Annotated in this window: 14 protein-coding genes; 8 read left to right on the forward strand and 6 right to left on the reverse strand. The window is 34.7% G+C overall.

Features of this window, described 5'->3' with window-relative positions; translation table 11 throughout:
• Nucleotides 1–169 precede the first annotated feature (169 nt).
• Together AABD74_RS13070 and thrA are read right to left on the reverse strand one after the other, a co-directional pair.
• Complete coding sequence (locus tag AABD74_RS13070) at nt 170–1,093, reverse strand: homoserine kinase (protein ID WP_232682476.1); 924 nt, start codon at nt 1,091–1,093, stop codon at nt 170–172.
• A 206-nt stretch (nt 1,094–1,299) separates the two neighbouring features.
• Nucleotides 1,300–3,747, reverse strand: coding sequence for a bifunctional aspartate kinase/homoserine dehydrogenase I (gene thrA / locus AABD74_RS13075; protein WP_406843143.1), 2,448 nt, complete (start codon nt 3,745–3,747; stop codon nt 1,300–1,302).
• 712 nt (nt 3,748–4,459) lie between these two features.
• Here thrA and hutH point away from each other — a divergent pair.
• From hutH to AABD74_RS13095, 4 genes are all read left to right on the forward strand, one after another.
• Entirely contained in the window at nt 4,460–5,974 is a 1,515-nt protein-coding gene (hutH, locus tag AABD74_RS13080) for a histidine ammonia-lyase (protein WP_406843144.1), read from the forward strand.
• Nucleotides 5,975–6,022: 48 nt separating this feature from the next.
• Nucleotides 6,023–6,667 carry a DUF47 domain-containing protein gene (locus tag AABD74_RS13085; protein WP_207296872.1) on the forward strand — a complete coding sequence of 215 codons (645 nt, stop codon included), beginning with the start codon at nt 6,023–6,025 and terminating at the stop codon, nt 6,665–6,667.
• A gap of 30 nt (nt 6,668–6,697) precedes the next feature.
• Complete coding sequence (locus AABD74_RS13090; protein WP_232682479.1) at nt 6,698–8,041, forward strand: inorganic phosphate transporter; 1,344 nt, start codon at nt 6,698–6,700, stop codon at nt 8,039–8,041.
• Nucleotides 8,042–8,385: 344 nt separating this feature from the next.
• A complete protein-coding gene (locus AABD74_RS13095; RefSeq protein ID WP_406843145.1) occupies nt 8,386–8,796 on the forward strand; it encodes a hypothetical protein in 411 nt (136 codons plus the stop codon).
• 7 nt (nt 8,797–8,803) lie between these two features.
• On the opposite strand, the gene AABD74_RS13100 is transcribed toward AABD74_RS13095, so the two are convergent.
• The 3 genes from AABD74_RS13100 to AABD74_RS13110 all read right to left on the reverse strand — a co-directional run bounded on the left by AABD74_RS13100 (nt 8,804) and on the right by AABD74_RS13110 (nt 13,476).
• Nucleotides 8,804–9,322 (reverse strand): DUF421 domain-containing protein, encoded by a 519-nt coding sequence (locus tag AABD74_RS13100; protein ID WP_232682512.1) that lies wholly within the window; start codon nt 9,320–9,322, stop codon nt 8,804–8,806.
• A 97-nt stretch (nt 9,323–9,419) separates the two neighbouring features.
• Nucleotides 9,420–10,790 carry a 30S ribosomal protein S6--L-glutamate ligase gene (gene rimK, locus AABD74_RS13105; protein ID WP_232682481.1) on the reverse strand — a complete coding sequence of 457 codons (1,371 nt, stop codon included), beginning with the start codon at nt 10,788–10,790 and terminating at the stop codon, nt 9,420–9,422.
• Nucleotides 10,791–10,929: 139 nt separating this feature from the next.
• Nucleotides 10,930–13,476 (reverse strand): ATP-dependent Clp protease ATP-binding subunit, encoded by a 2,547-nt coding sequence (locus tag AABD74_RS13110; RefSeq protein ID WP_406843146.1) that lies wholly within the window; start codon nt 13,474–13,476, stop codon nt 10,930–10,932.
• Between the two features lie 257 nt (nt 13,477–13,733).
• Here AABD74_RS13110 and gyrA point away from each other — a divergent pair, with 257 nt between their 5' ends.
• A complete protein-coding gene (gyrA, locus tag AABD74_RS13115; RefSeq protein ID WP_232682483.1) occupies nt 13,734–16,373 on the forward strand; it encodes a DNA gyrase subunit A in 2,640 nt (879 codons plus the stop codon).
• A 46-nt stretch (nt 16,374–16,419) separates the two neighbouring features.
• Nucleotides 16,420–17,691: a lipopolysaccharide assembly protein LapB gene (locus tag AABD74_RS13120; RefSeq protein ID WP_232682484.1), complete on the forward strand. Its 1,272-nt coding sequence runs from the start codon at nt 16,420–16,422 to the stop codon at nt 17,689–17,691.
• Nucleotides 17,692–17,762: 71 nt separating this feature from the next.
• Here the strand turns inward: AABD74_RS13120 and AABD74_RS13125 are convergent, their stop codons facing one another.
• Nucleotides 17,763–18,182: an OsmC family protein gene (locus AABD74_RS13125; protein WP_232682485.1), complete on the reverse strand. Its 420-nt coding sequence runs from the start codon at nt 18,180–18,182 to the stop codon at nt 17,763–17,765.
• A gap of 420 nt (nt 18,183–18,602) precedes the next feature.
• On the opposite strand from AABD74_RS13125, the gene AABD74_RS13130 reads away from it, so the two are divergent.
• Nucleotides 18,603–19,022, forward strand: coding sequence for a transposase (locus AABD74_RS13130; protein ID WP_406843147.1), 420 nt, complete (start codon nt 18,603–18,605; stop codon nt 19,020–19,022).
• 14 nt (nt 19,023–19,036) lie between these two features.
• A complete protein-coding gene (locus AABD74_RS13135; protein WP_406843148.1) occupies nt 19,037–19,888 on the forward strand; it encodes an IS3 family transposase in 852 nt (283 codons plus the stop codon).
• The last annotated feature ends 80 nt before the right edge of the window (nt 19,889–19,968 follow it).

Raw genomic sequence — 19,968 nt, forward strand, 5'->3', positions numbered from 1 at the left:
ACTCCGTATAGAATTTCGCCAATCTTTGTCGACAAACTAGTGCGATTTCTCGTTCCTCGAAATGACAAACGTTGTGTCTTTACTTTGTGCGGGCTTCTCCCGAAGCCTCGGGATCGCTCAGTCTGACAAACTTTGTCTTAATACTTAATTCTTCGTACTTAATACTTTTCTACAAAATCCTAACTCCATCTGGATTTATCTTCGAAACGTGAATTTCATATGGTAAATTCATTTTTTCGTAAACGTCACTCATGGCTTTTGCGATTTGGTCGGCGGTATTTTTTCCTCTGCTTAAAGCGAAAATTGATGGGCCAGAACCTGAAATTCCAGAACCTAAAGCACCATTTTCATAAGCTGTTTGTTTGATTTGATCGAATCCCGGAATTAAAACGCTTCTTAAAGGCTCTACGATTTCGTCATGAAGCGAACGCCCGATCAATTCGTAATCTTTAGTGTAAAGACCTGCAACAAGTCCGCCTACATTTCCCCATTGCATAATGGCGCTTTTTAGGGAAACATTTTGTTTTAAAACTGAACGCGCGTCAGATGTTTTTAACTCAATTTGCGGATGAACCACCGTTGCGTACAATTCCTCAGGACTGTCAATTCTGATAATATCAAGAGGAGCATAGCTTCTTACCAAAGTGAATCCGCCTAAAAGGGCAGGAGCAACGTTGTCGGCATGCGCATTTCCGCTGGCCAATTTCTCGCCCTGCATCGCAAACTGAACCAAATCTTTACGAGAATATGGTCTTCCCAATAATTCATTAATCCCGAAAACCGCTCCGGCAGAACTTGCAGCACTGCTTCCGATTCCGCTTCCGGCTTTGATATTTTTGTAAATTTCGATTTCGAATCCAAAATCTAGTTCGTCCAAAGTTTCCAGCATTGCCAAAGCTGCAACTCCAGAAACGTTTTTCTCGGTTTCCAAAGGCAAATCGGCACCCACAATTTTAGTGATTCGAACTCCTTTTTGATCGACTTTTCGAACAATCATTTCATCGCCCGCATTGTCTAAGCAAAGCCCAAGTACGTCAAATCCGCATGAGAGGTTTGCAATAGTTGCCGGGCAAAATAGTTTTATTTCTTTCATTTCTGGTTGGTTTTGCCACGAAGGCACAAAGTCACAAAGTTTTATTTTTTATTGCTTTGGTTTTTTGCCACTAAGGCACTAAGACGCAAAGGTTTTTTTATTTTTTGTTTTTTGCCACGAAGGCGCTAAGGCACAAAGTTTTTTTATTTTTTGCGTTAAGTCTCAAAGAGAAAACTTAAAAACTTAGCGTCTTAGTGTCTTAGTGGCTAAACATTCCCAATACGAATAACGTCAGCAAAAATTCCTGATGCCGTTACGGCTGCTCCGGCTCCGGCGCCTTTGATTAATAAAGGCTGATCTACGTAACGATCTGTGTAGAAAAGCACGATATTATCTTTTCCTTCCAGGTTGTAGAAAGGATGATCTTTTGGAATGAATTGCAGGCCTACGCTTGCCTTTCCGTTTTCGAATTGAGCGACGTATTTCAGTCTTGAATCTTTGGCTAAAGCTTCGTTGTAAATACCTTCAAAATGAGCTGCGTGTTTGATTAACGATGCAAAGAAATCTTCGTTGTTTGTTGTTGCTAAACATTCTGCTGGCAAGAACGATTCGTTTGCAATGGCGTCAATATCCATTTCGTAACCGCTTTCGCGAATAAGAATTAGAATTTTACGAGCAACGTCGATTCCGCTTAAGTCAATTTTTGGATCTGGTTCTGTGAATCCCTGAACTCCGGCTTCTTTTACAACATCGTGAAAAGAATTATTTTCATCAAAATTGTTGAAAATAAAGTTCAAACTTCCCGATAAAACAGCCTGAATTTTATGTACTTTATCACCAGATGCAATAAGGTTTTTTACAGTGTCAATAATTGGCAATCCCGCACCAACATTGGTTTCAAACAAAAACGGGGCGTTGTACTGGCGTGATAAACTTTTTAGTTTTTTATAATTGTCATAAGCAGATGAGCAGGCAATTTTATTACAAGTTACAACCGCAATACTTTGTTTTAAGAATTGTTCGTACGTTTCAGAAACGCTTGCATTTGCTGTAATATCAACAAAAATACTGTTACGTAAATTCAGTTCTTTTGCTCTTGCGATAAATTCTTCTTTGCTGGCAGTTTCTCCTTTATCTAAATCAGCCTGCCATTCTTTTAAAGAAATTCCGTCTTCATCAAAAAGCATTTTTCTTGAATTTGATAAAGCAATTACGCGGACATTAATTTTTAAATTATCTTTTAAGAATTTCTTCTGGCTGTGGATTTGCTCGATGAATTTTTCACCCACATTTCCAACTCCCATTACAAATAAATTGAGCTGTTTTGTGTTTTCTTCAAAGAAATTTTCGTGTAAAGTATTCAATGCTTTTTTAACGTCTCTTTCGTTAATTACAGTCGAGATATTTCTTTCTGAAGCACCTTGCGCGATTGCACGAATGTTTACGTTGTTTTTTCCTAAAGTGCTGAACATTCTTCCGCTTAAACCCTGGTGATTTTTCATGTTTTCACCCACCAAAGCAATAATGCAAAGGTCTTTTTCTACGTAACAAGGATCGATTTTATTTTGTGCAATTTCGATTTCAAAAGCTTTGTTAATCGCAGCTTCGGCATTATCAGCATCAGAATTTAAAATTCCGATACAAATTGAATGTTCAGAAGAAGCCTGAGTAATAAAAATTACATTGATTTTTTCCTGAGACAATACTTCAAACAAACGTCTTGAAGAACCTGCAACACCAATCATTCCAGGGCCTTCAAGTGTCAGCAGCGAAATATGATCGATATGGCTGATTCCTTTTACAACGGTATCTTTTGATACAACAGTATCAGAAATTAAAGTCCCCTCAGCCTCCGGTTCAAAAGTATTTTTGATCAGGATAGGAATGTTTTTTCTTAAAACCGGCTGAATTGTTGGCGGATACAAAACTTTGGCACCAAAATGCGACAATTCCATCGCTTCCTGATATGAAATGTTCGCAATTGGTCGTGCTTGTTTTACGATTTTTGGGTTTGCTGTAAACATTCCGTTTACATCTGTCCAGATTTCCAGTTGTTCCGCATCGATTGCTCCTGCAATAATTGCCGCAGTATAATCAGATCCGCCGCGTCCTAAAGTCGAAGTAATCCCGTCTAAAGTCTGCGCAATAAAACCTGGAAGAATATTGATTTTTGATTGATTCGAGGCAAAATATTCCTGAATCAATCGGTTTGAAATTTCGAAATTAACAGCTGCTTTTCCAAAATCAGCATTTGTTTTAATTAACTCGCGGCTGTCTTTATAAACCGCATTTTTTTCAGTTTGCTGAAACGCCTGCGCGATGATATAAGACGAAAGCAATTCTCCAAAACTTAAAATAGTATCGGCAGTTCTTGGTGATAATTCGCCTAAAAGGAAACAACCGTCTAATAAAGTTTCAAGATGATTGATAATTCTTTTTACATGACTTAACAAACTGCTTTGCTCACTTACGGGAATGAGTTCTTTAAGTGTGTCAAGATGTTTTTTCTCGATTTCAGCAACAATATCTCTAAAGCCTTCGTCGTTTGCTGCTGCTTTTGCCGCTGCTAATTGTAATAAATCAGTTACTTTACTAAGTGCAGAAACTACAACTACTAATTTGTCATTTTTAGCTTTTTGATTAACAATTTCGAGAACGAGTTTTATATTTTGAGCATTGGCAACCGAAGTTCCGCCAAATTTTAATACTTTCATTTTTGATATTTTTTAATAAGGTGCAAAGCTTTTGAGTAACAAAGGTTCAAGGTTATCAACTGTGAACTGAAACTGAAAACTGCGACTATTTTTTTCTTTGTAAATGTTTTTTATGTATCCAATACCTTTCTTCTTTTGCGAAAAAAGTATAGATAATCTGGATTATATGTAAAAATGTATACCCCTAAGGGGTAGTAGTTGTTGTAGTAGAAATTGTTGCAGCAGCAATTGCAACTCCTGTTTGAGTTGTCATTGTAGATTGATATTTTGCGCTGTTATGTTTCATTTTTGATTTTCCAAAAGTACAGATTTTTATACGAGTTAAAAACTTTGAAGGCTTTTTTACGAATATTTTAATAATTTAAATCCTTAGAATTCAATATTGAGCTTTTGTTAAAATTAAATATGTTAAGTTGAAGTTTTGATATATTTCAAGTTCTGATTTTAAGAAATAAACCAAGAGAAGCAATTGATTTTTGATTAAAATATTTCAGAAACATACACTTTTTTAAATTCTCTATTAAGATTTGATACAAAATTCTAAGGCTTTAAGTTAAAAACATTTTTAATTATCACATCAATTTTGTATGATTAATATTGTGAAATAAATAAAAGTGAGAAACAGGTTATATTGAAATTTTAATTATTGTGATAAAATGTTGCTTTTTAATATTGATTTGTTGAATTTTGACATCTTAAATTAAAAATTGTCATGAGAGAAATCCATTATATAAGTACTGAAACCATAACATTAGAAACCCTGCACGAGATTTTAGCAAATGATAAAATGCTTGAATTATCTGAAGAAGCTAAAGTAAATGTTCAAAAATGCCGTGATTATTTAGATAAAAAAATGGCATCGCATACAGCACCAATTTATGGAATCAATACAGGTTTTGGATCACTTTACAGTGTGAAAATCTCAAATGAAAACTTATCTAAACTTCAGGAAAATTTAGTAAAATCCCACGCCTGCGGAACGGGAGAAGAAGTTCCGTTAGAAATTGTAAAAATGATGCTTTTGCTTAAAATCCAATCTTTAAGCTACGGACACTCTGGAATACAACTGCAGACTTTAAGCCGTTTGGTTGATTTTTACAATAATGATATTTTACCTGTAATTTATGCTCAGGGGTCACTTGGGGCTTCTGGAGATTTAGCGCCTTTGGCACATTTATCTTTACCTTTATTAGGAGAAGGAGAAGTTTATTTTGAAGGAAAAAAAATGGTTTCTGCCGAAGTTTTAAAACATTTTAAATGGGAACCAATTGTTTTACAGTCAAAAGAAGGTTTGGCTTTGTTAAACGGAACGCAGTTTATGAGCGCTTATGGAGCTCACATTTTAATTAAAGCATATAAATATTCGTATTTGGCAGATTTAATTGGAACTATTTCCTTAGAAGGTTTTGATGGCAGAATTGAGCCATTCAACGAATTGATACATTATATACGCCCGCACAAAGGACAGATTGTAACGGCACAGCGCATCACAGAATTTTTAGATGGGAGTGAAATTATCGCTCAGGAAAAGAAACATGTACAGGATCCGTACTCTTTCCGTTGTATGCCTCAGGTTCATGGTGCTTCAAAAGATGCGATTGATTACGTTAGAAAAGTATTTAAGACGGAAATTAATTCAGTTACCGATAATCCAAATATATTTATTGAAGCCGATCAGATTATTTCAGGAGGAAATTTCCACGGACAGCCTTTAGCTTTGGCTTTAGATTTTATGGCAATTGCTTTGGCAGAATTAGGAAGTATTTCTGAAAGAAGAACCTATCAGTTAATTTCTGGATTGCGTAGTCTTCCGGCATTTTTAGTTGATAATCCGGGATTGAATTCTGGTTTTATGATACCGCAGTATACTGCGGCGAGTATTGCAAGTCAAAACAAACAATTGGCAGTGCCGTCGAGTATTGACAGTATTGTTTCGAGCAACGGGCAGGAAGACCATGTGAGTATGGGAGCAAACGGGGCGACAAAAGCCTTACGGGTTTTAGATAATTTAGAGCGTATTTTGGCAATTGAATTATTAAATGCATCTCAGGCAATTGCTTACAGAGAGCCGCTAAAATCAAGTGATTTTATCGAAATGTTTTTAAATAGTTATAGAGAAGTTGTTCCGTTGGTTAAGGAAGACAGAATCTTGCATTATGATATTGAAAATACCGTTTCATTCCTGGGCAGTTTCCAAATAGAAAACGATTTGTTAACAATGGCTTAACATTGTAAAATATTATTGAAGTAATTTTGCCGTATCAAAAATATAAAAATGTCAATAAACAGTATTTTCCAATTTTTAGTGCCGAAAGACAAGAAATTCTTTCCACTTTTTGAAGAAGCTTCAAGCAATTTAATTGAACTAGCTTCTAATTTACACGAAGCGGTTAACCTTCCATTAAAAGAAAGAGAAATTCTTTTTCAAAAGATTGACGAATTAGAACAAAAAGGGGAGGACATTACCCGTCAGACCAATTTGGAATTGAGCAGAAACTTTATCACTCCATTTGACAGAGAGGATATCCATACATTAATTACTTCTATTGATAACGTTGCTGATTACCTTCACGGTGCAGCAAGCCGTATGAGATTGTATCAGGTTGATAAGATTACAAAATCTATCAGAAAGATGACAGAAATTAACCTTGAAGCTTGTCAAAACATTGACAGTGCTGTGAAAGAGTTAAGAAACTTAAAGAATTTTAAAATCATTAAAGATGCTTGCGCCAGAATTAACAAACTGGAAAATAAATCTGATAATGTATATAACAAAGCAGTTTTTGAAATTTTTGAAAACGAAACAGACGCTAAAAATATTATTAAATATAAAGAAGTGTTATCTGTTTTAGAATCAGCAACAGACAAATGTAAGAGTGTTGCGAACATACTAGAATCTATTTCTGTAAAACATTCTTAATTCAATTTTTCATTCTGAAGTTATAATTTTATGACGCTACTTTTATTAATTATAGTATTAGCTTTAATTTTTGATTACATCAATGGTTTTCATGATGCGGCAAATGCTATAGCGACTGTTGTTGCAACAAAGGTTTTAACGCCTTTTCAGGCCGTTCTTTGGGCAGCATTTTTTAACTTTTTAGCTTATTGGGTTTTCGGATTTGGTGTTGCAGATACTGTTGCTAAAACAGCGCATACAATGGAAATTAACCTTGTAGTAATTCTTGCAGGAGTAATTGCGGCTATCTGCTGGAATTTATTGACTTGGTGGTTAGGGATTCCTTCAAGTTCTTCTCATACTTTAATTGGAGGTTTTGCCGGTGCGGCTGTTGCGCATGCTATTGCAGTTCATGGTTTTTCTGGTTATGTTGGAGAAGATGGGGCAACACATTATTGGTATCAAATTGTAAGCTGGTATAAGGCTGGAAAAGATGGTGCAATGCCTTCTGGAGTTCTTATCATTATTGCTTTTATAGTTTTAGCACCTTTATTAGGGGCTTTAGCATCTTATTTAATTTCAATTTGGTTATTAAATGCTTCTCGTAAAAGTATTTGGCCTAAAATATTTACTGCTGCCTTAATGATAGCTACAGTTTGGTTTGTATATACTCAAATGGTTCCTTACGAAGAAATTATAGAGCATGGAAAACCGCGTTTTGATTCTCATTTTTGGAGTGTAGCTTTTGATGCTCATAATATTAAATGGTTTTTAGTAGCCTTTATTATCTTAACTGTAAGTGCATTTTGTTTGATATTTAGCAGTTTAAATCTTCATCAGGCCGATGCAGCTTTGAAAAAAATGCAATTATTATCTTCTGCGGCTTTTAGTTTAGGTCACGGAGGAAATGATTCTCAAAAAGTAATGGGTATTATTGCTGCTGCTGTAGCGGTTTATATTAATACAAATCCTGGAGTTCACATGGATTCTTGGTTAGATGTTGTGCTGCCAAATGATGATTTGGGAATAAAAGGGGTAATGCCGGGATGGATTCCGTTAGCTTGTTATTCTGCAATTGCAGCGGGAACTTTAAGCGGTGGATGGAAAATTGTAAAAACAATGGGATCTAAAATCACCAAAGTAAGTTCGTTTGAAGGTGTTGCTGCTGAAACTGCTGGAGCTTTAACGCTTTATTTTACAGAGCATTTAAAAATTCCGGTAAGTACAACGCATACTATTACAGGATCTATTATTGGTGTTGGATTAACAAAACGTGTTTCTGCAGTTCGCTGGGGAGTTACGGTAAGCTTGGTTTGGGCTTGGATTCTAACTATTCCAATTTCAGCAATATTAGCAGGTTTAGTGTATTTTGTACTAAGTTTGTTTATTTCGTAAAATGATTAATGTGAAATGTAAATCGCATTTTGTCAATATAATATTAAAAGCCGGTTTCAATTGAAGCCGGCTTTTTTATTGCTGTTAACTTATAAATGAAAAAATGTCTGTAAATGATGTTTTTTAAATTTATAGCAGTCATCCTTTATTATTTTATAAATTGATCTTTGCAGGATTATCTAACCAGTAAATTCATTGTCTAAAGTATAGAAATAGATTGAAATGAGTTTGAAAACTGCTAATTACAATTGATATATATCTTCAAAAAAAATAAACTTTCACCGCTATTTTTTCTATTTGCAATTTTTTTACTTTTCTCCTGTAAAGGTGACGATGATGTAAGGATGATTAGTTTAAAAATAGACCGAAAAAAAGTGACCAGCAATCCAAATGAGGAATCAGATATAATTTCATGCTTTATAAAAGAATCTGTTGGTAAATCTTTAAAAGGGATTGATACCAATAAACTAAAATATTATACGGTAGAAAGAAACGATACTATTTTAGTAATCGCCAAGGTTACTGATATGATTGGAATTCAAAAGGCTTCACGAAAAAAAATGTTATTTGCAATACAAGATTGTTTAGCTTCCTCTGAAAGATATTATATGAAAAAGGTTTATATTGATGTAGAAGGGAACTTTAGTACACTATTGGTAAAAACGCCTATGAAATATGATTTAGATGGCAGGTTTGCCAATGAAGAATTGCTTTTGTCATTTTATGGTAAATCAAAAATTCCTTTTAAGAAATAATTTTTTTCTAAAACTTCTGCAGGTTTTTGCGATTATGTTTACGCTTATAATGTGTTTGTTTTAGTTTTTCCTGATCCTTAGAAATTATGCTGATTGTGCCGTCAATCTCTAACATTGCCAATTTTACATTTTTAAAAAATTCGATTCCGTGCTCTCTCATGGCTTCTTTTAATTCTTCATCAGAAATATCTAACTTACTTAAAGCCTTAAAATCTAGTTTTCCATCGTGAATTAATACTTCGGGTTTGTCTAATAACAGATCGCCAAAAACCTTATATCTGCGAGTTAATTTTTTAATAATAAAATTGATTACAAATAAAACTAATGCGGCAACTAAACCCCCGGTAAGACTGGTGTCTGATCCTACCATTGCATTTTGAACGGAGTTACTAATTAGTAAAATCAGAATAATGTCTGCAGTATTTAATTGTGAAAGTTCTTTTTTTCCGAAAATGCGCAAGGCAATTGTCATAAAAAAATATACAGCAACGCTTCGTAAAATAATGTCTAAATAAGGAAAAACCATCATTTTAAATTGTTTAGGTTAAAAAAAAGCTTTGCCAGAGTTAAAAACTTTGACAAAGCTGCTAAATTATTTATTCGGTATTAAGTTTTAAATGAACTTAACTAAGTTTGAAATTCTTTTCAATTGCTTTGATCATTTCCCCGGCAACATCTTTGTTTGTTGCGCCTTCAATTCCTTCAAGACCTGGAGAAGAGTTTACTTCAAGCAATAAAGGTCCTTTTGAAGAACGAATAATATCAACTCCGGCAACTTTTAAATCCATAGCTTTTGCAGCCTTAATAGCGATCTTCTTTTCTTCGGCAGTTACTTTGATGACAGATGCAGTTCCTCCAAGATGAATATTAGCTCTAAACTCGCCCGGCATGGCTTCACGCTGGATTGCTGCAACGACTTTACCGTCAATTACAAAACAGCGAATGTCTTTTCCGTTTGCTTCTTTAATAAATTCCTGAACTAAGATATTAGCATTTAAGCTTTTAAAAGCATTGATAACACTTTCTGCGGCTTTTTTGGTTTCGGCCAAAACAACCCCTTTTCCTTGTGTCCCTTCTAATAATTTGACAATTAGGGGAGAACCTCCAACCATTTTTATTAAATCGTCTGTATCTAAAGGAGAATTAGCAAAACCAGTTGTAGGGATGCCAATTCCGCTATGCAGTAATAATTGCAGAGAATATAATTTATCGCGCGATTGGGTTATTGCTGAAGCAGAATTTAAACAAAAAACTTTCAAAGCTTCAAATTGACGTGTTAAGGCGCAGCCGTAAAAAGTAATGCTTGGACGAATACGAGGAATAATAGCATCAAATTGATTCAGTATTTTTCCGCCGCGATAATGTATCTCAGGTGTTTTGGCATCCAGTTTCATATAGCATTCTTTGATGTTTAAAAAATGCATTTCATGACCGCGCATTTCACCTGCTTCCATGATTCTTTTATTGCTGTACAATTCAGGATTACTGGCTAAAAGTCCAATTCTTAAACCGGAACTGGCTTTTTCTGAGTTTTGATATAATTCTTTTAGAGATTCAGGCGTTGGCTGCCCTAACAGATATTTTTCTTCCGGATCTACCAGCACACGTCCGCTCATGGCTTCGCGCCCTAAAAGCATTCTAAAACCCATTGAGTCGCGATTGGTCAGGGTCATTTCGATTGGCCATTTTGAGTCGCCAATTCTAATGCTGGTCTGAATTACATAACGGTGTTCTCTAAAACCGCTTGAACTTTTTACAATTCTTTTATCAACAAGCGGGGCTTCGCAGTGAATGATGGTTTTGATATTATTTTGAATTGGATTAATGTCAAATTTCACCCAATTGGCATCATTTTTTATAAAGGGAGCTATGTTTATAGCGTGCATTGCCGAAGTTTTGGCACCAGAATCGACGCGGGCCTTAATTGTCGGGATTCCTAATTCTGGAAATGAGCACCATTCTTCGCTGCCTAAAATGACTTTGTGTTGAAGCATACGTTGTTTTTTATTATAGAATTTAAATTCAAAAGTAGCTATTTGCTTTTACTAAAGATAGTAAATTATTCAAAAAAAATACCCGTTAGGTTATGAAAACGTAACGGGTAAATTATTTTTGTTATGATTTTTAACTAATTTATTGATTTGTCGGCTCTTCGGCTTTGTGTATTTCTACTGAAAGTTCTTGAGAGTCGTCTTTTAAATCCATTAAGATTTCATCACCTGAATGTATTTTTGAAGTGATGATTTCTTCGGCTAACAAATCTTCAACATATTTTTGAATTGCTCTTTTAAGCGGTCTTGCTCCAAATTGCTTATCAAAACCTTTTTCTGCAATAAATGCTTTTGCTTTATCAGTTAAGCTTAATTTGTAACCTAATTCAGCAATACGAGAATATAGTTTTTTCAATTCAATTTCGATGATCACATCAATATCTGCTTTTTCTAAACTGTTGAATACGATTACGTCGTCAATTCTGTTTAAGAATTCAGGAGCAAAGGTTTTCTTCAAAGCATTTTCGATAATACTTTTTGAGTTTTCATCGGCCTGAGCTACTTTTGCAGCAGTTCCAAATCCTACACCTTGTCCGAAATCTTTTAACTGACGTGCACCAACGTTGGATGTCATGATAATAATAGTGTTTTTAAAGTCGATTTTACGACCTAAACTATCGGTTAAATATCCGTCATCTAAAACTTGCAGCATCATATTAAACACATCCGGGTGTGCTTTTTCGATCTCGTCTAAAAGTACAACGCAATATGGTTTTCTGCGAACTTTTTCAGTTAACTGACCGCCTTCTTCATAACCTACATATCCCGGAGGCGCTCCAACTAAACGAGAAATAGCAAATTTTTCCATGTATTCGCTCATATCGATACGAATTAACGCATCTTCAGAATCGAATAATTCTTTTGCCAGTACTTTAGCTAATTGTGTTTTACCAACCCCGGTTTGACCTAAGAAAATGAATGAACCAATTGGTTTATTAGGATCTTTAAGTCCGGCTCTGTTACGTTGAATAGAACGTGCAATTTTAAGAACAGCTTCATTTTGCCCAATTACTTTATTTTGGATTAATTCAGGTAATTGTGCTAATTTGTTGCTTTCTGTTTGTGCAATTCGGTTTACAGGAATTCCTGTCATCATGGAAACAACATCGGCTACATTATCTTCTGTAACTTCAATTCTGTTGTTTTTAGAATCTTCTTCCCATTGTTCTTGTGCTAAAGCAAGATCTTTTTCGATGCGTTTTTCATCATCGCGAAGTTTGGCAGCTTCTTCATATTTTTGTTTCTTAACTACCATGTTTTTCATTTCGCGAACTTCTTCTAACTGACGCTCTAAATCCAAAATTTGTTTTGGAACATCAATATTAGTAATGTGAACACGAGATCCGGCTTCGTCCATCGCGTCGATAGCTTTGTCTGGTAAGAAACGCTCAGACATATATCTGTTTGTTAATTTAACACAAGCTTCAATTGCTTCTTGCGTATAAGTAACATTGTGGTGGTCTTCGTATTTGTCTTTTACGTTGTTCAAAATGGCAATTGTTTCTTCAACAGAAGTTGGTTCTACAATTACTTTTTGAAAACGTCTTTCAAGAGCACCATCTTTTTCAATATATTGTCTGTACTCGTCAAGAGTTGTAGCACCAATACATTGTATTTCTCCTCTTGCTAATGCAGGTTTAAACATGTTTGAGGCATCAAGCGAACCTGTTGCTCCTCCAGCTCCTACAATAGTATGGATTTCATCTATAAAAAGAATAATGTCATCGTTTTTCTCAAGCTCGTTCATGACGGCCTTCATTCGTTCTTCAAATTGTCCTCTGTATTTTGTTCCGGCAACTAAACTTGCCAAATCAAGAGTAACAACACGTTTGTGAAAAAGAATACGTGATACTTTCTTCTGGATAATACGCAGGGCAAGTCCTTCTGCAATAGCAGATTTACCAACTCCGGGTTCTCCAATAAGAAGCGGATTGTTCTTTTTTCTTCGGCTTAAAATTTGTGAAACACGTTCAATTTCTTTTTCGCGTCCTACAACAGGATCTAGTTTTCCTTCTTCAGCCATTTCTGTTAAATCTCTCCCAAAATTATCTAAAACCGGAGTTTTAGATTTTTTGTTTGACTTATTGGCTGGATTATTAAAACTGCTTTCCTTTAGACTGTCATCTTGTCCTGAATCGTCATTGTACGATTCGTTTCTTGGCAAGTTTTCTAAGAATTCTTCTTCGTTTGGCGTCATGTTTAAATATTGTTCTTTAGCTATGTCATAATCTATTTTTAGCTTATTCAACAGCTTGGTTGTTGGATCGTTTTCGTTTCGTAAGATGCATAGAAGCAAATGAGCTGTGCTAATCGATGAACTTTGAAATACTTTAGCTTCAAGAAAAGTGGTCTTCAGTGCCCTTTCGGCTTGTCGGGTAAGATGAAGGTTTTTCTTTTCGGCATTTACCTCAACGCTATGGTTGGCTGGACTCAGTATTTCTACTTTCCTGCGTAAATGGTCTAAATCGACTGCCAGGTTATTAAGTATATGAATAGCTTTTCCGTTACCATCTCTTAAAATGCCCAGCATTAGATGTTCAGTACCAATAAAGTCGTGTCCTAAACGAAGGGCTTCTTCCTTACTGTATGTAATAACATCTTTTACTCTTGGTGAAAAATTATCATCCATAATATATAATTGGTATTGTAAATTTAATGAATTACAGTTTGAAAAACAAAAACCATACCCATCGAGAACTACTGTCAGCTAATTGACAAAAAAAATAACAATAAAAGCGTTAAAAAACGCTTAATTTATTAACTAAAAGCTAAAATAAAGTTGTTAATAAATCATTTAAATAAGTGTAAGGAAATAGCTGAAAAAATTTTAAAAAAACGTATCTTGGCACGCTTTGAAACTAAATAATTATTTAAACATAACAACTTATGTCTGAAGGAGAAAAGTTAATTCCTATTAACATTGAAGATGAAATGAAATCTGCTTACATCGATTATTCGATGTCAGTAATTGTATCGAGAGCGCTTCCTGATGTTAGAGATGGCTTGAAACCAGTGCATCGAAGAGTTCTTTACGGAATGTATGATTTAGGTGTAACTTCAAGATCTGCCCACAAAAAATCTGCAAGAATTGTAGGGGAGGTTCTGGGTAAGTATCACCCTCACGGAGATACCTCAGTTTATGATGCAATGGTTCGTATGGCTCAGGAGTGGAGTATGCGATATTTATTAGTTGATGGTCAGGGTAATTTTGGTTCTGTCGATGGAGACAGTCCGGCAGCGATGCGTTATACTGAGGCCAGAATGCGCAAAATCTCAGAAGATATTATGGCAGATATCGAAAAAGAAACAGTTGATTTTCAACTAAACTTTGACGATACTTTATATGAGCCAAAAGTAATGCCAACAAGAGTTCCTACTTTATTGGTAAACGGAGCAACTGGTATTGCAGTAGGTATGGCAACCAATATGCCGCCGCACAATTTAACGGAAGTTATTAATGGTACACTAGCTTACCTTGATAATAATGATATTGAAGTAGACGAATTAATAACACATATTAAAGCTCCGGATTTTCCAACCGGTGGTGTAATATATGGTTACGAAGGCGTTCGTGAAGCTTTTAAAACAGGTAGAGGACGTATTGTAATGCGTGCGAAAGTTGGCTTCGAAGAAGTTGACGGAAGAGAATGTATTATCGTTACCGAAATTCCTTATCAGGTTAACAAAGCCGAAATGATCAAACGTACGGCTGATTTGGTAAATGATAAAAAAATCGATGGTATTGCAAATATTCGTGACGAGTCTGATAGAAACGGTATGCGTATCGTTTATATCTTAAAACGCGACGCTACTCCAAACGTAGTTTTAAATACCTTATATAAGTATACACAATTACAATCTTCTTTCAGTGTAAACAACATTGCATTAGTAAAAGGACGCCCTCAATTGTTGAATCTAAAAGATATGATTCACTACTTTATTGAGCACCGTCATGATGTAGTGGTTAGAAGAACGCAGTTTGAATTGCGTAAAGCAGAAGAAAGAGCACATATTTTAGAAGGATTAATCATTGCTTCTGATAATATTGATGAAGTAATTGCGTTAATTAGAGGTTCTAAAAACACAGATGAAGCGAGAGAGAAATTAATCGAAAGATTTAAATTATCTGACATTCAGGCTCGTGCAATTGTAGAAATGCGTTTACGTCAGTTAACAGGACTGGAGCAGGATAAACTACGAGCTGAGTTTGAAGAATTAATGAAATTAATCGAGCATTTAAAAGCTTTATTAGCAGATGTTAATTTAAGAACTAATTTGATTAAAGAAGAGCTTATTGAAATTCGCGATAAATATGGCGATGCCCGCCGTTCTCAAATTGAATATTCTGGAGGAGATGTAAGTATCGAAGATTTAATTGCTGATGAAAATGTGGTAATTACAATTTCGCACGCAGGTTATATTAAACGTACAAACCTTACAGAATATAAAACACAAAATAGAGGCGGAGTTGGTCAAAAAAGCGCCGGAACAAGAGATCAGGATTTCCTTGAACACATGTTCGTTGCAACAAACCACCAATATATGATGTTCTTTACGCAAAAAGGAAAATGTTTCTGGATGCGTGTTTACGAAATTCCGGAAGGAAGTAAAACTGCAAAAGGCAGGGCAATTCAAAACTTAGTAAACATTGAAAGCGACGATAAAGTAAAGGCTTTCATTTGTACACAAGATTTAAAAGATAAAGACTATATCAATACGCATAACCTTGTAATGGTTACGAAACAAGGACAGGTTAAGAAAACTTCTTTAGAGAAATATTCTAAACCTCGTGTAAATGGAGTTGCCGCTATTACAATTAAAGAAGGGGATGAATTACTTGAAGCTAAATTAACCGATGGAGAAAGCCAAATTATCCTGGCAGTTAAATCTGGTAAATTAGTTCGTTTTGAAGAAACCAAAACACGCCCTATGGGAAGAACAGCTTCTGGAGTTCGTGGAATTTCTTTAAAAGATGATACTGATGAAGTAATTGGTATGGTTACTGTTGCTAAAAATGATGTTGCTGATTCTCAAATATTAGTTGTAACTGAAAACGGATACGGAAAACGTACTAAATTAGTTGATGATGATGGAGAAGATGTTTACAGAATTACAAACCGTGGAGGTAAAGGGGTTAAAACTCTTAATATCACGGAGAAAACAGGAAAATTAATTTCAATTAACGCCGTTACGGATTCTGATGATTTAATGATTATCAATAAATCTGGATTAACAATTAGAATGGCGATTGAGGATTTACGTGTTATGGGACGTGCTACTCAAGGTGTTAGATTGATTAACCTAAAAGGAAAAGATTCTATCGCTGCTGTTACAAAAGTTATGAAAGATGATGCAGAAGAAGTTGTTGTAGATGAAGATGGTAACGTTGTAGAATCTGCTATTGAAAGAGTTAAACCGGATTTAGAAGTTCTTGAAGATGACGGAACTGCTGATGACGATGACGATGACTCTGATGATGTAGTGGAAGACGAAGATGATTCTGAAGAAGAAGAATCTGAAGAATAAAAGTAAAACCACAAGAAAATTAAATTAAATATACAAATTGAACATTATGAAAAGTAAATATGTTATACTAGCGTCAGCTTTACTGATTTCTGTAGCTACATTTGCTCAAAAAGATCAGATTAAAAATGCTGAAAAAGCATTAAAAAGCGGTGATGCGCAAGGGGCACTTGCTCAGCTAAAAGATGCAGAGAACTTAATTGTGAATGCAAAAGATACGGAGCAGGCACAGTACTATTTTGTACAAGGGAATGCTTATTTAGATCTTGCTAACAAAAAAGTTGAAGAAAGTAAAAATTTAAGCGCAGCTGCTGACAGCTATAAAAAATTAATCGAAGTTGAGAAAGCATCTGGAAAACAAAAATATTCTACACAAGCAGCGACTTCAATTACAAATATTAAAGGTTTGTTGATTAATTCTGCAATTGCAGATACTCAGGCAAATAAACATGCTGACGGAGCTAAAAAATTATATGATGCTTACTTGTTAGATAAAAATGACACTATCAACCTGTACTATGCAGCATCTACAGCTGTAAACGCTCAGGATTTCGATACTGCACTTCCGATGTATGAAGAGTTAAAAAAATTAAACTATTCTGGTAAAGGGACTTTATATTTAGCTACAAACAAAGCAAATAACAATGAAGATAACTTTGCTAACGCTAAAGAAAGAGATTTAGCTATAAAATTAGGAACTCACGAAAAACCAAAAACAGAAGCTATTCCTTCAAAAAGAGGTGAAATCTACAAAAATTTAGCGTTGATTTTAGTTCAAAAAGGAAAAATTGAAGAAGCTAAGAAAGCAATTGCTGATGCCAGAAAAACAAATCCGGATGACAGTTCTTTGATTCTTACAGAAGCTAACTTATATCTTGAAACAAAAGATTATGAGCAGTACAAAAAACTAGTTGGAGAAGCGTTACAAAAAGATCCAAACAATGCTGATTTAGTATTCAACTTAGGAGTGTTAAGTGCAAATGCAAAAAACGATGCAGATGCTGAGAAATACTACTTAAAAGCTATTGAAATCAATCCAAACTATACTAATGCATACCTGAACCTTGCGGCATTAAAGTTAGAAGCTGAAAAGCCAATTATTGATGAAATGAATAAATTGGGTACTTCTGCAAAAGATATGAAACGTTATGATATTTTAAAAGCGCAGAGAGAAGGGGTTTTTAAAGGTGTAATTCCTTACCTTAAAAAAGCAAATGAATTAGATCCTAAAAACGAAGATGTTGCTAAAACATTATTAGGAGTTTACAAGGCATTAGAAATGACTGCTGAGGCAAAAGCTTTAAAAGCTACAATGAACTAATATTAGTCATTTCATTTTATAAAAAAACCATCAGCCACAACTGATGGTTTTTTTATGCTTAGTAAAATAGCTTAATTTACTAATGATACAGACAAAGTTATTGTTGTATTTAAAAGTTTTGAAATCGGACAGATTTCTTTTGCTTTTGCAGCAGTTTTTTCAAATTCTTCTGCTGATATTGATGGCACTTTTCCTTTTAAGTCTAAATGAATTAATGTTATAGAACCATCTTCAAAAGTTACTGCAGCTTCTGTAGATAAATCATCTGCGGTAAAACCTGCTTCGTTAAGTAAAAAGCTTAACTGCATTGTAAAACAGCCGGAATGTGCCGCCGCAACTAATTCTTCAGGATTAGTTCCAACTCCATCTGCAAATCTTGTTTTAAAAGACAATTGTGCGTTATCTAATGTTGTACTTTGTGTACTTATAGTTCCTTTTCCTTCCATGCCGGTTCCTTTCCAGTTGGCATTTGCTTTTCTTGTAAATTTCATATTCTTCTTAATTTAAAAATTAGTATTAAATGTTATTTGTTTGATTGTTTGTTAATAGTGGTAACTCAAATATAATCAATATTTTGCAGAATAGTTTTACGAAATTTAATGAGAATGTTAAGTTTTAGGTTTGTTATGATTTAACCGCAAAGCACACAAAGGTTTACGCAAAGCACACAAAGGTTTACGCAAAGCACACAAAGGTTTACGCAAAGCACACAAAGGTTTACGCAAAGTTCGCAAAGTTTTTAAGTAAAGCTTTGCGAACTTTGCGCTTTAATAAATCCCCAATAAATAAATTTCTTTGCGTGCTTTGCGGTTAAAAAAATAAGCATAAAAAAAGGTGCAATGAATTTCATTACACCTTTTATATTTAAATGGTGTCCCGTCCTGAAATAGCGATACACAAAAAAGTATCGCATGGACAATTATTCAAAACGCACACAGAAAGATTACACACTTAGTTTTAAACTTGAAGTTGTTAAAGAAGTTGAGTCTGGGATTTTCTCAGTAACATCTGCACAAAGACATTATGGAATCCAGGGGCGCTCGACCGTTGTAAATTGGCTCAGAAAATATGGTAACTTTGATTGGGAGAATCAAACACCATCAAATATGCCCAAGACACCTGAACAAAGAATTATGGAGCTCGAAGCCAAGGTAAAACTTTTGGAAAAACAAAAAGCCCTGCTTGAAAAACAAAATCATATCTCTGATTCTAAAGCTATTATTTTTGATATGATGATAGACCTGGCTGAAAAGGAATATAATATTGATATTCGAAAAAACTTACCACCCGGACAATCCAATCCTTTAGGAAAAAAAGGCAGGAAAGCATAAGCTTTAGCTGTGGCTTGTTCGGGATAGACAGACAGGTTTATTATCGAAGCATTAAGCGTATTAAACTCAGGAGAACCTTGGCAGAACAGGTTGTAGAGCTTGTAAAAGAACAGCGTAGAGCTCAGCCCCGGCTTGGCACACGTAAACTATATCATATCCTCAATCTAAATCTTAAAGCCTTAAAAGTGGGAAGAGATAAATTTTTTAATATTTTAAAAGCAAATCATTTGCTGATCAAACCTAAGAGAAGTTATCACCTTACCACATGGTCGCACCATCGTTTTAGGAAACATCCCAACCTGATAAAAGAGTTAAATATAAAAAGACCTGAACAGGTATGGGTCTCAGATATTACTTATATCGGCAAACGTGAGAAACCCTGTTATTTAAGTTTAATAACCGACGCTTATTCAAAAAAGATAATGGGTTATGAGGTGTCTGATTCCCTTAGTACACAAGGATGTATTAATGCTTTAAAAATGGCTCATAAGAATAGGGTCTTTAGAACTGAACCATTGATACATCATTCAGACAGAGGCATACAATATTGTTCGGATGAGTACCAGTATTTTTTAAAGAAATGCAGTCTAAAATGCAGTATGACACAAAACTCAGACCCTTATGAAAACGCAGTGGCTGAAAGAATAAACGGAATATTAAAACAAGAGTTTAGGATTGATGCCTATCATCTTGAACTATATTTAATGAAGAAACTGGTAGCTGAGATTATTAATAAATATAACCAGATTAGACCACATTGCTCAAACTATATGCTGACTCCTGATCAAATGCACTTACAGAGAAGTATTAAAATGAAAACTTATAAAACAAAAAACAGAAGTAACTCGGAAGTTACTTCTGTCTAAAAAAATGTATTTTTACTGTTATTAATCCTGTATCGTTATTTTAGGACTAGACATGGTTTCGACTTCGCTCAACCTGACAA

Origin of the sequence: Flavobacterium soyae, assembly GCF_045348165.1 — a bacterium.
Lineage (GTDB): Bacteria > Bacteroidota > Bacteroidia > Flavobacteriales > Flavobacteriaceae > Flavobacterium > Flavobacterium soyae.

What these genes read in the sequence shown, in the direction of transcription:
- AABD74_RS13085 (WP_207296872.1), top strand. Translation starts at nt 6,023, where the DNA reads ATGTCAATAAACAGTATTTTCCAATTTTTAGTGCCGAAAGACAAGAAA.
- gyrA (WP_232682483.1), top strand. Translation starts at nt 13,734, where the DNA reads ATGTCTGAAGGAGAAAAGTTAATTCCTATTAACATTGAAGATGAAATG.
- rimK (WP_232682481.1), bottom strand. Translation starts at nt 10,790, where the DNA reads ATGCTTCAACACAAAGTCATTTTAGGCAGCGAAGAATGGTGCTCATTT.
- AABD74_RS13100 (WP_232682512.1), bottom strand. Translation starts at nt 9,322, where the DNA reads ATGGTTTTTCCTTATTTAGACATTATTTTACGAAGCGTTGCTGTATAT.
- hutH (WP_406843144.1), top strand. Translation starts at nt 4,460, where the DNA reads ATGAGAGAAATCCATTATATAAGTACTGAAACCATAACATTAGAAACC.
- AABD74_RS13120 (WP_232682484.1), top strand. Translation starts at nt 16,420, where the DNA reads ATGAAAAGTAAATATGTTATACTAGCGTCAGCTTTACTGATTTCTGTA.
- AABD74_RS13070 (WP_232682476.1), bottom strand. Translation starts at nt 1,093, where the DNA reads ATGAAAGAAATAAAACTATTTTGCCCGGCAACTATTGCAAACCTCTCA.
- AABD74_RS13095 (WP_406843145.1), top strand. Translation starts at nt 8,386, where the DNA reads ATGATTAGTTTAAAAATAGACCGAAAAAAAGTGACCAGCAATCCAAAT.
- AABD74_RS13125 (WP_232682485.1), bottom strand. Translation starts at nt 18,182, where the DNA reads ATGAAATTTACAAGAAAAGCAAATGCCAACTGGAAAGGAACCGGCATG.
- AABD74_RS13090 (WP_232682479.1), top strand. Translation starts at nt 6,698, where the DNA reads ATGACGCTACTTTTATTAATTATAGTATTAGCTTTAATTTTTGATTAC.
- thrA (WP_406843143.1), bottom strand. Translation starts at nt 3,747, where the DNA reads ATGAAAGTATTAAAATTTGGCGGAACTTCGGTTGCCAATGCTCAAAAT.
- AABD74_RS13130 (WP_406843147.1), top strand. Translation starts at nt 18,603, where the DNA reads ATGGACAATTATTCAAAACGCACACAGAAAGATTACACACTTAGTTTT.
- AABD74_RS13110 (WP_406843146.1), bottom strand. Translation starts at nt 13,476, where the DNA reads ATGGATGATAATTTTTCACCAAGAGTAAAAGATGTTATTACATACAGT.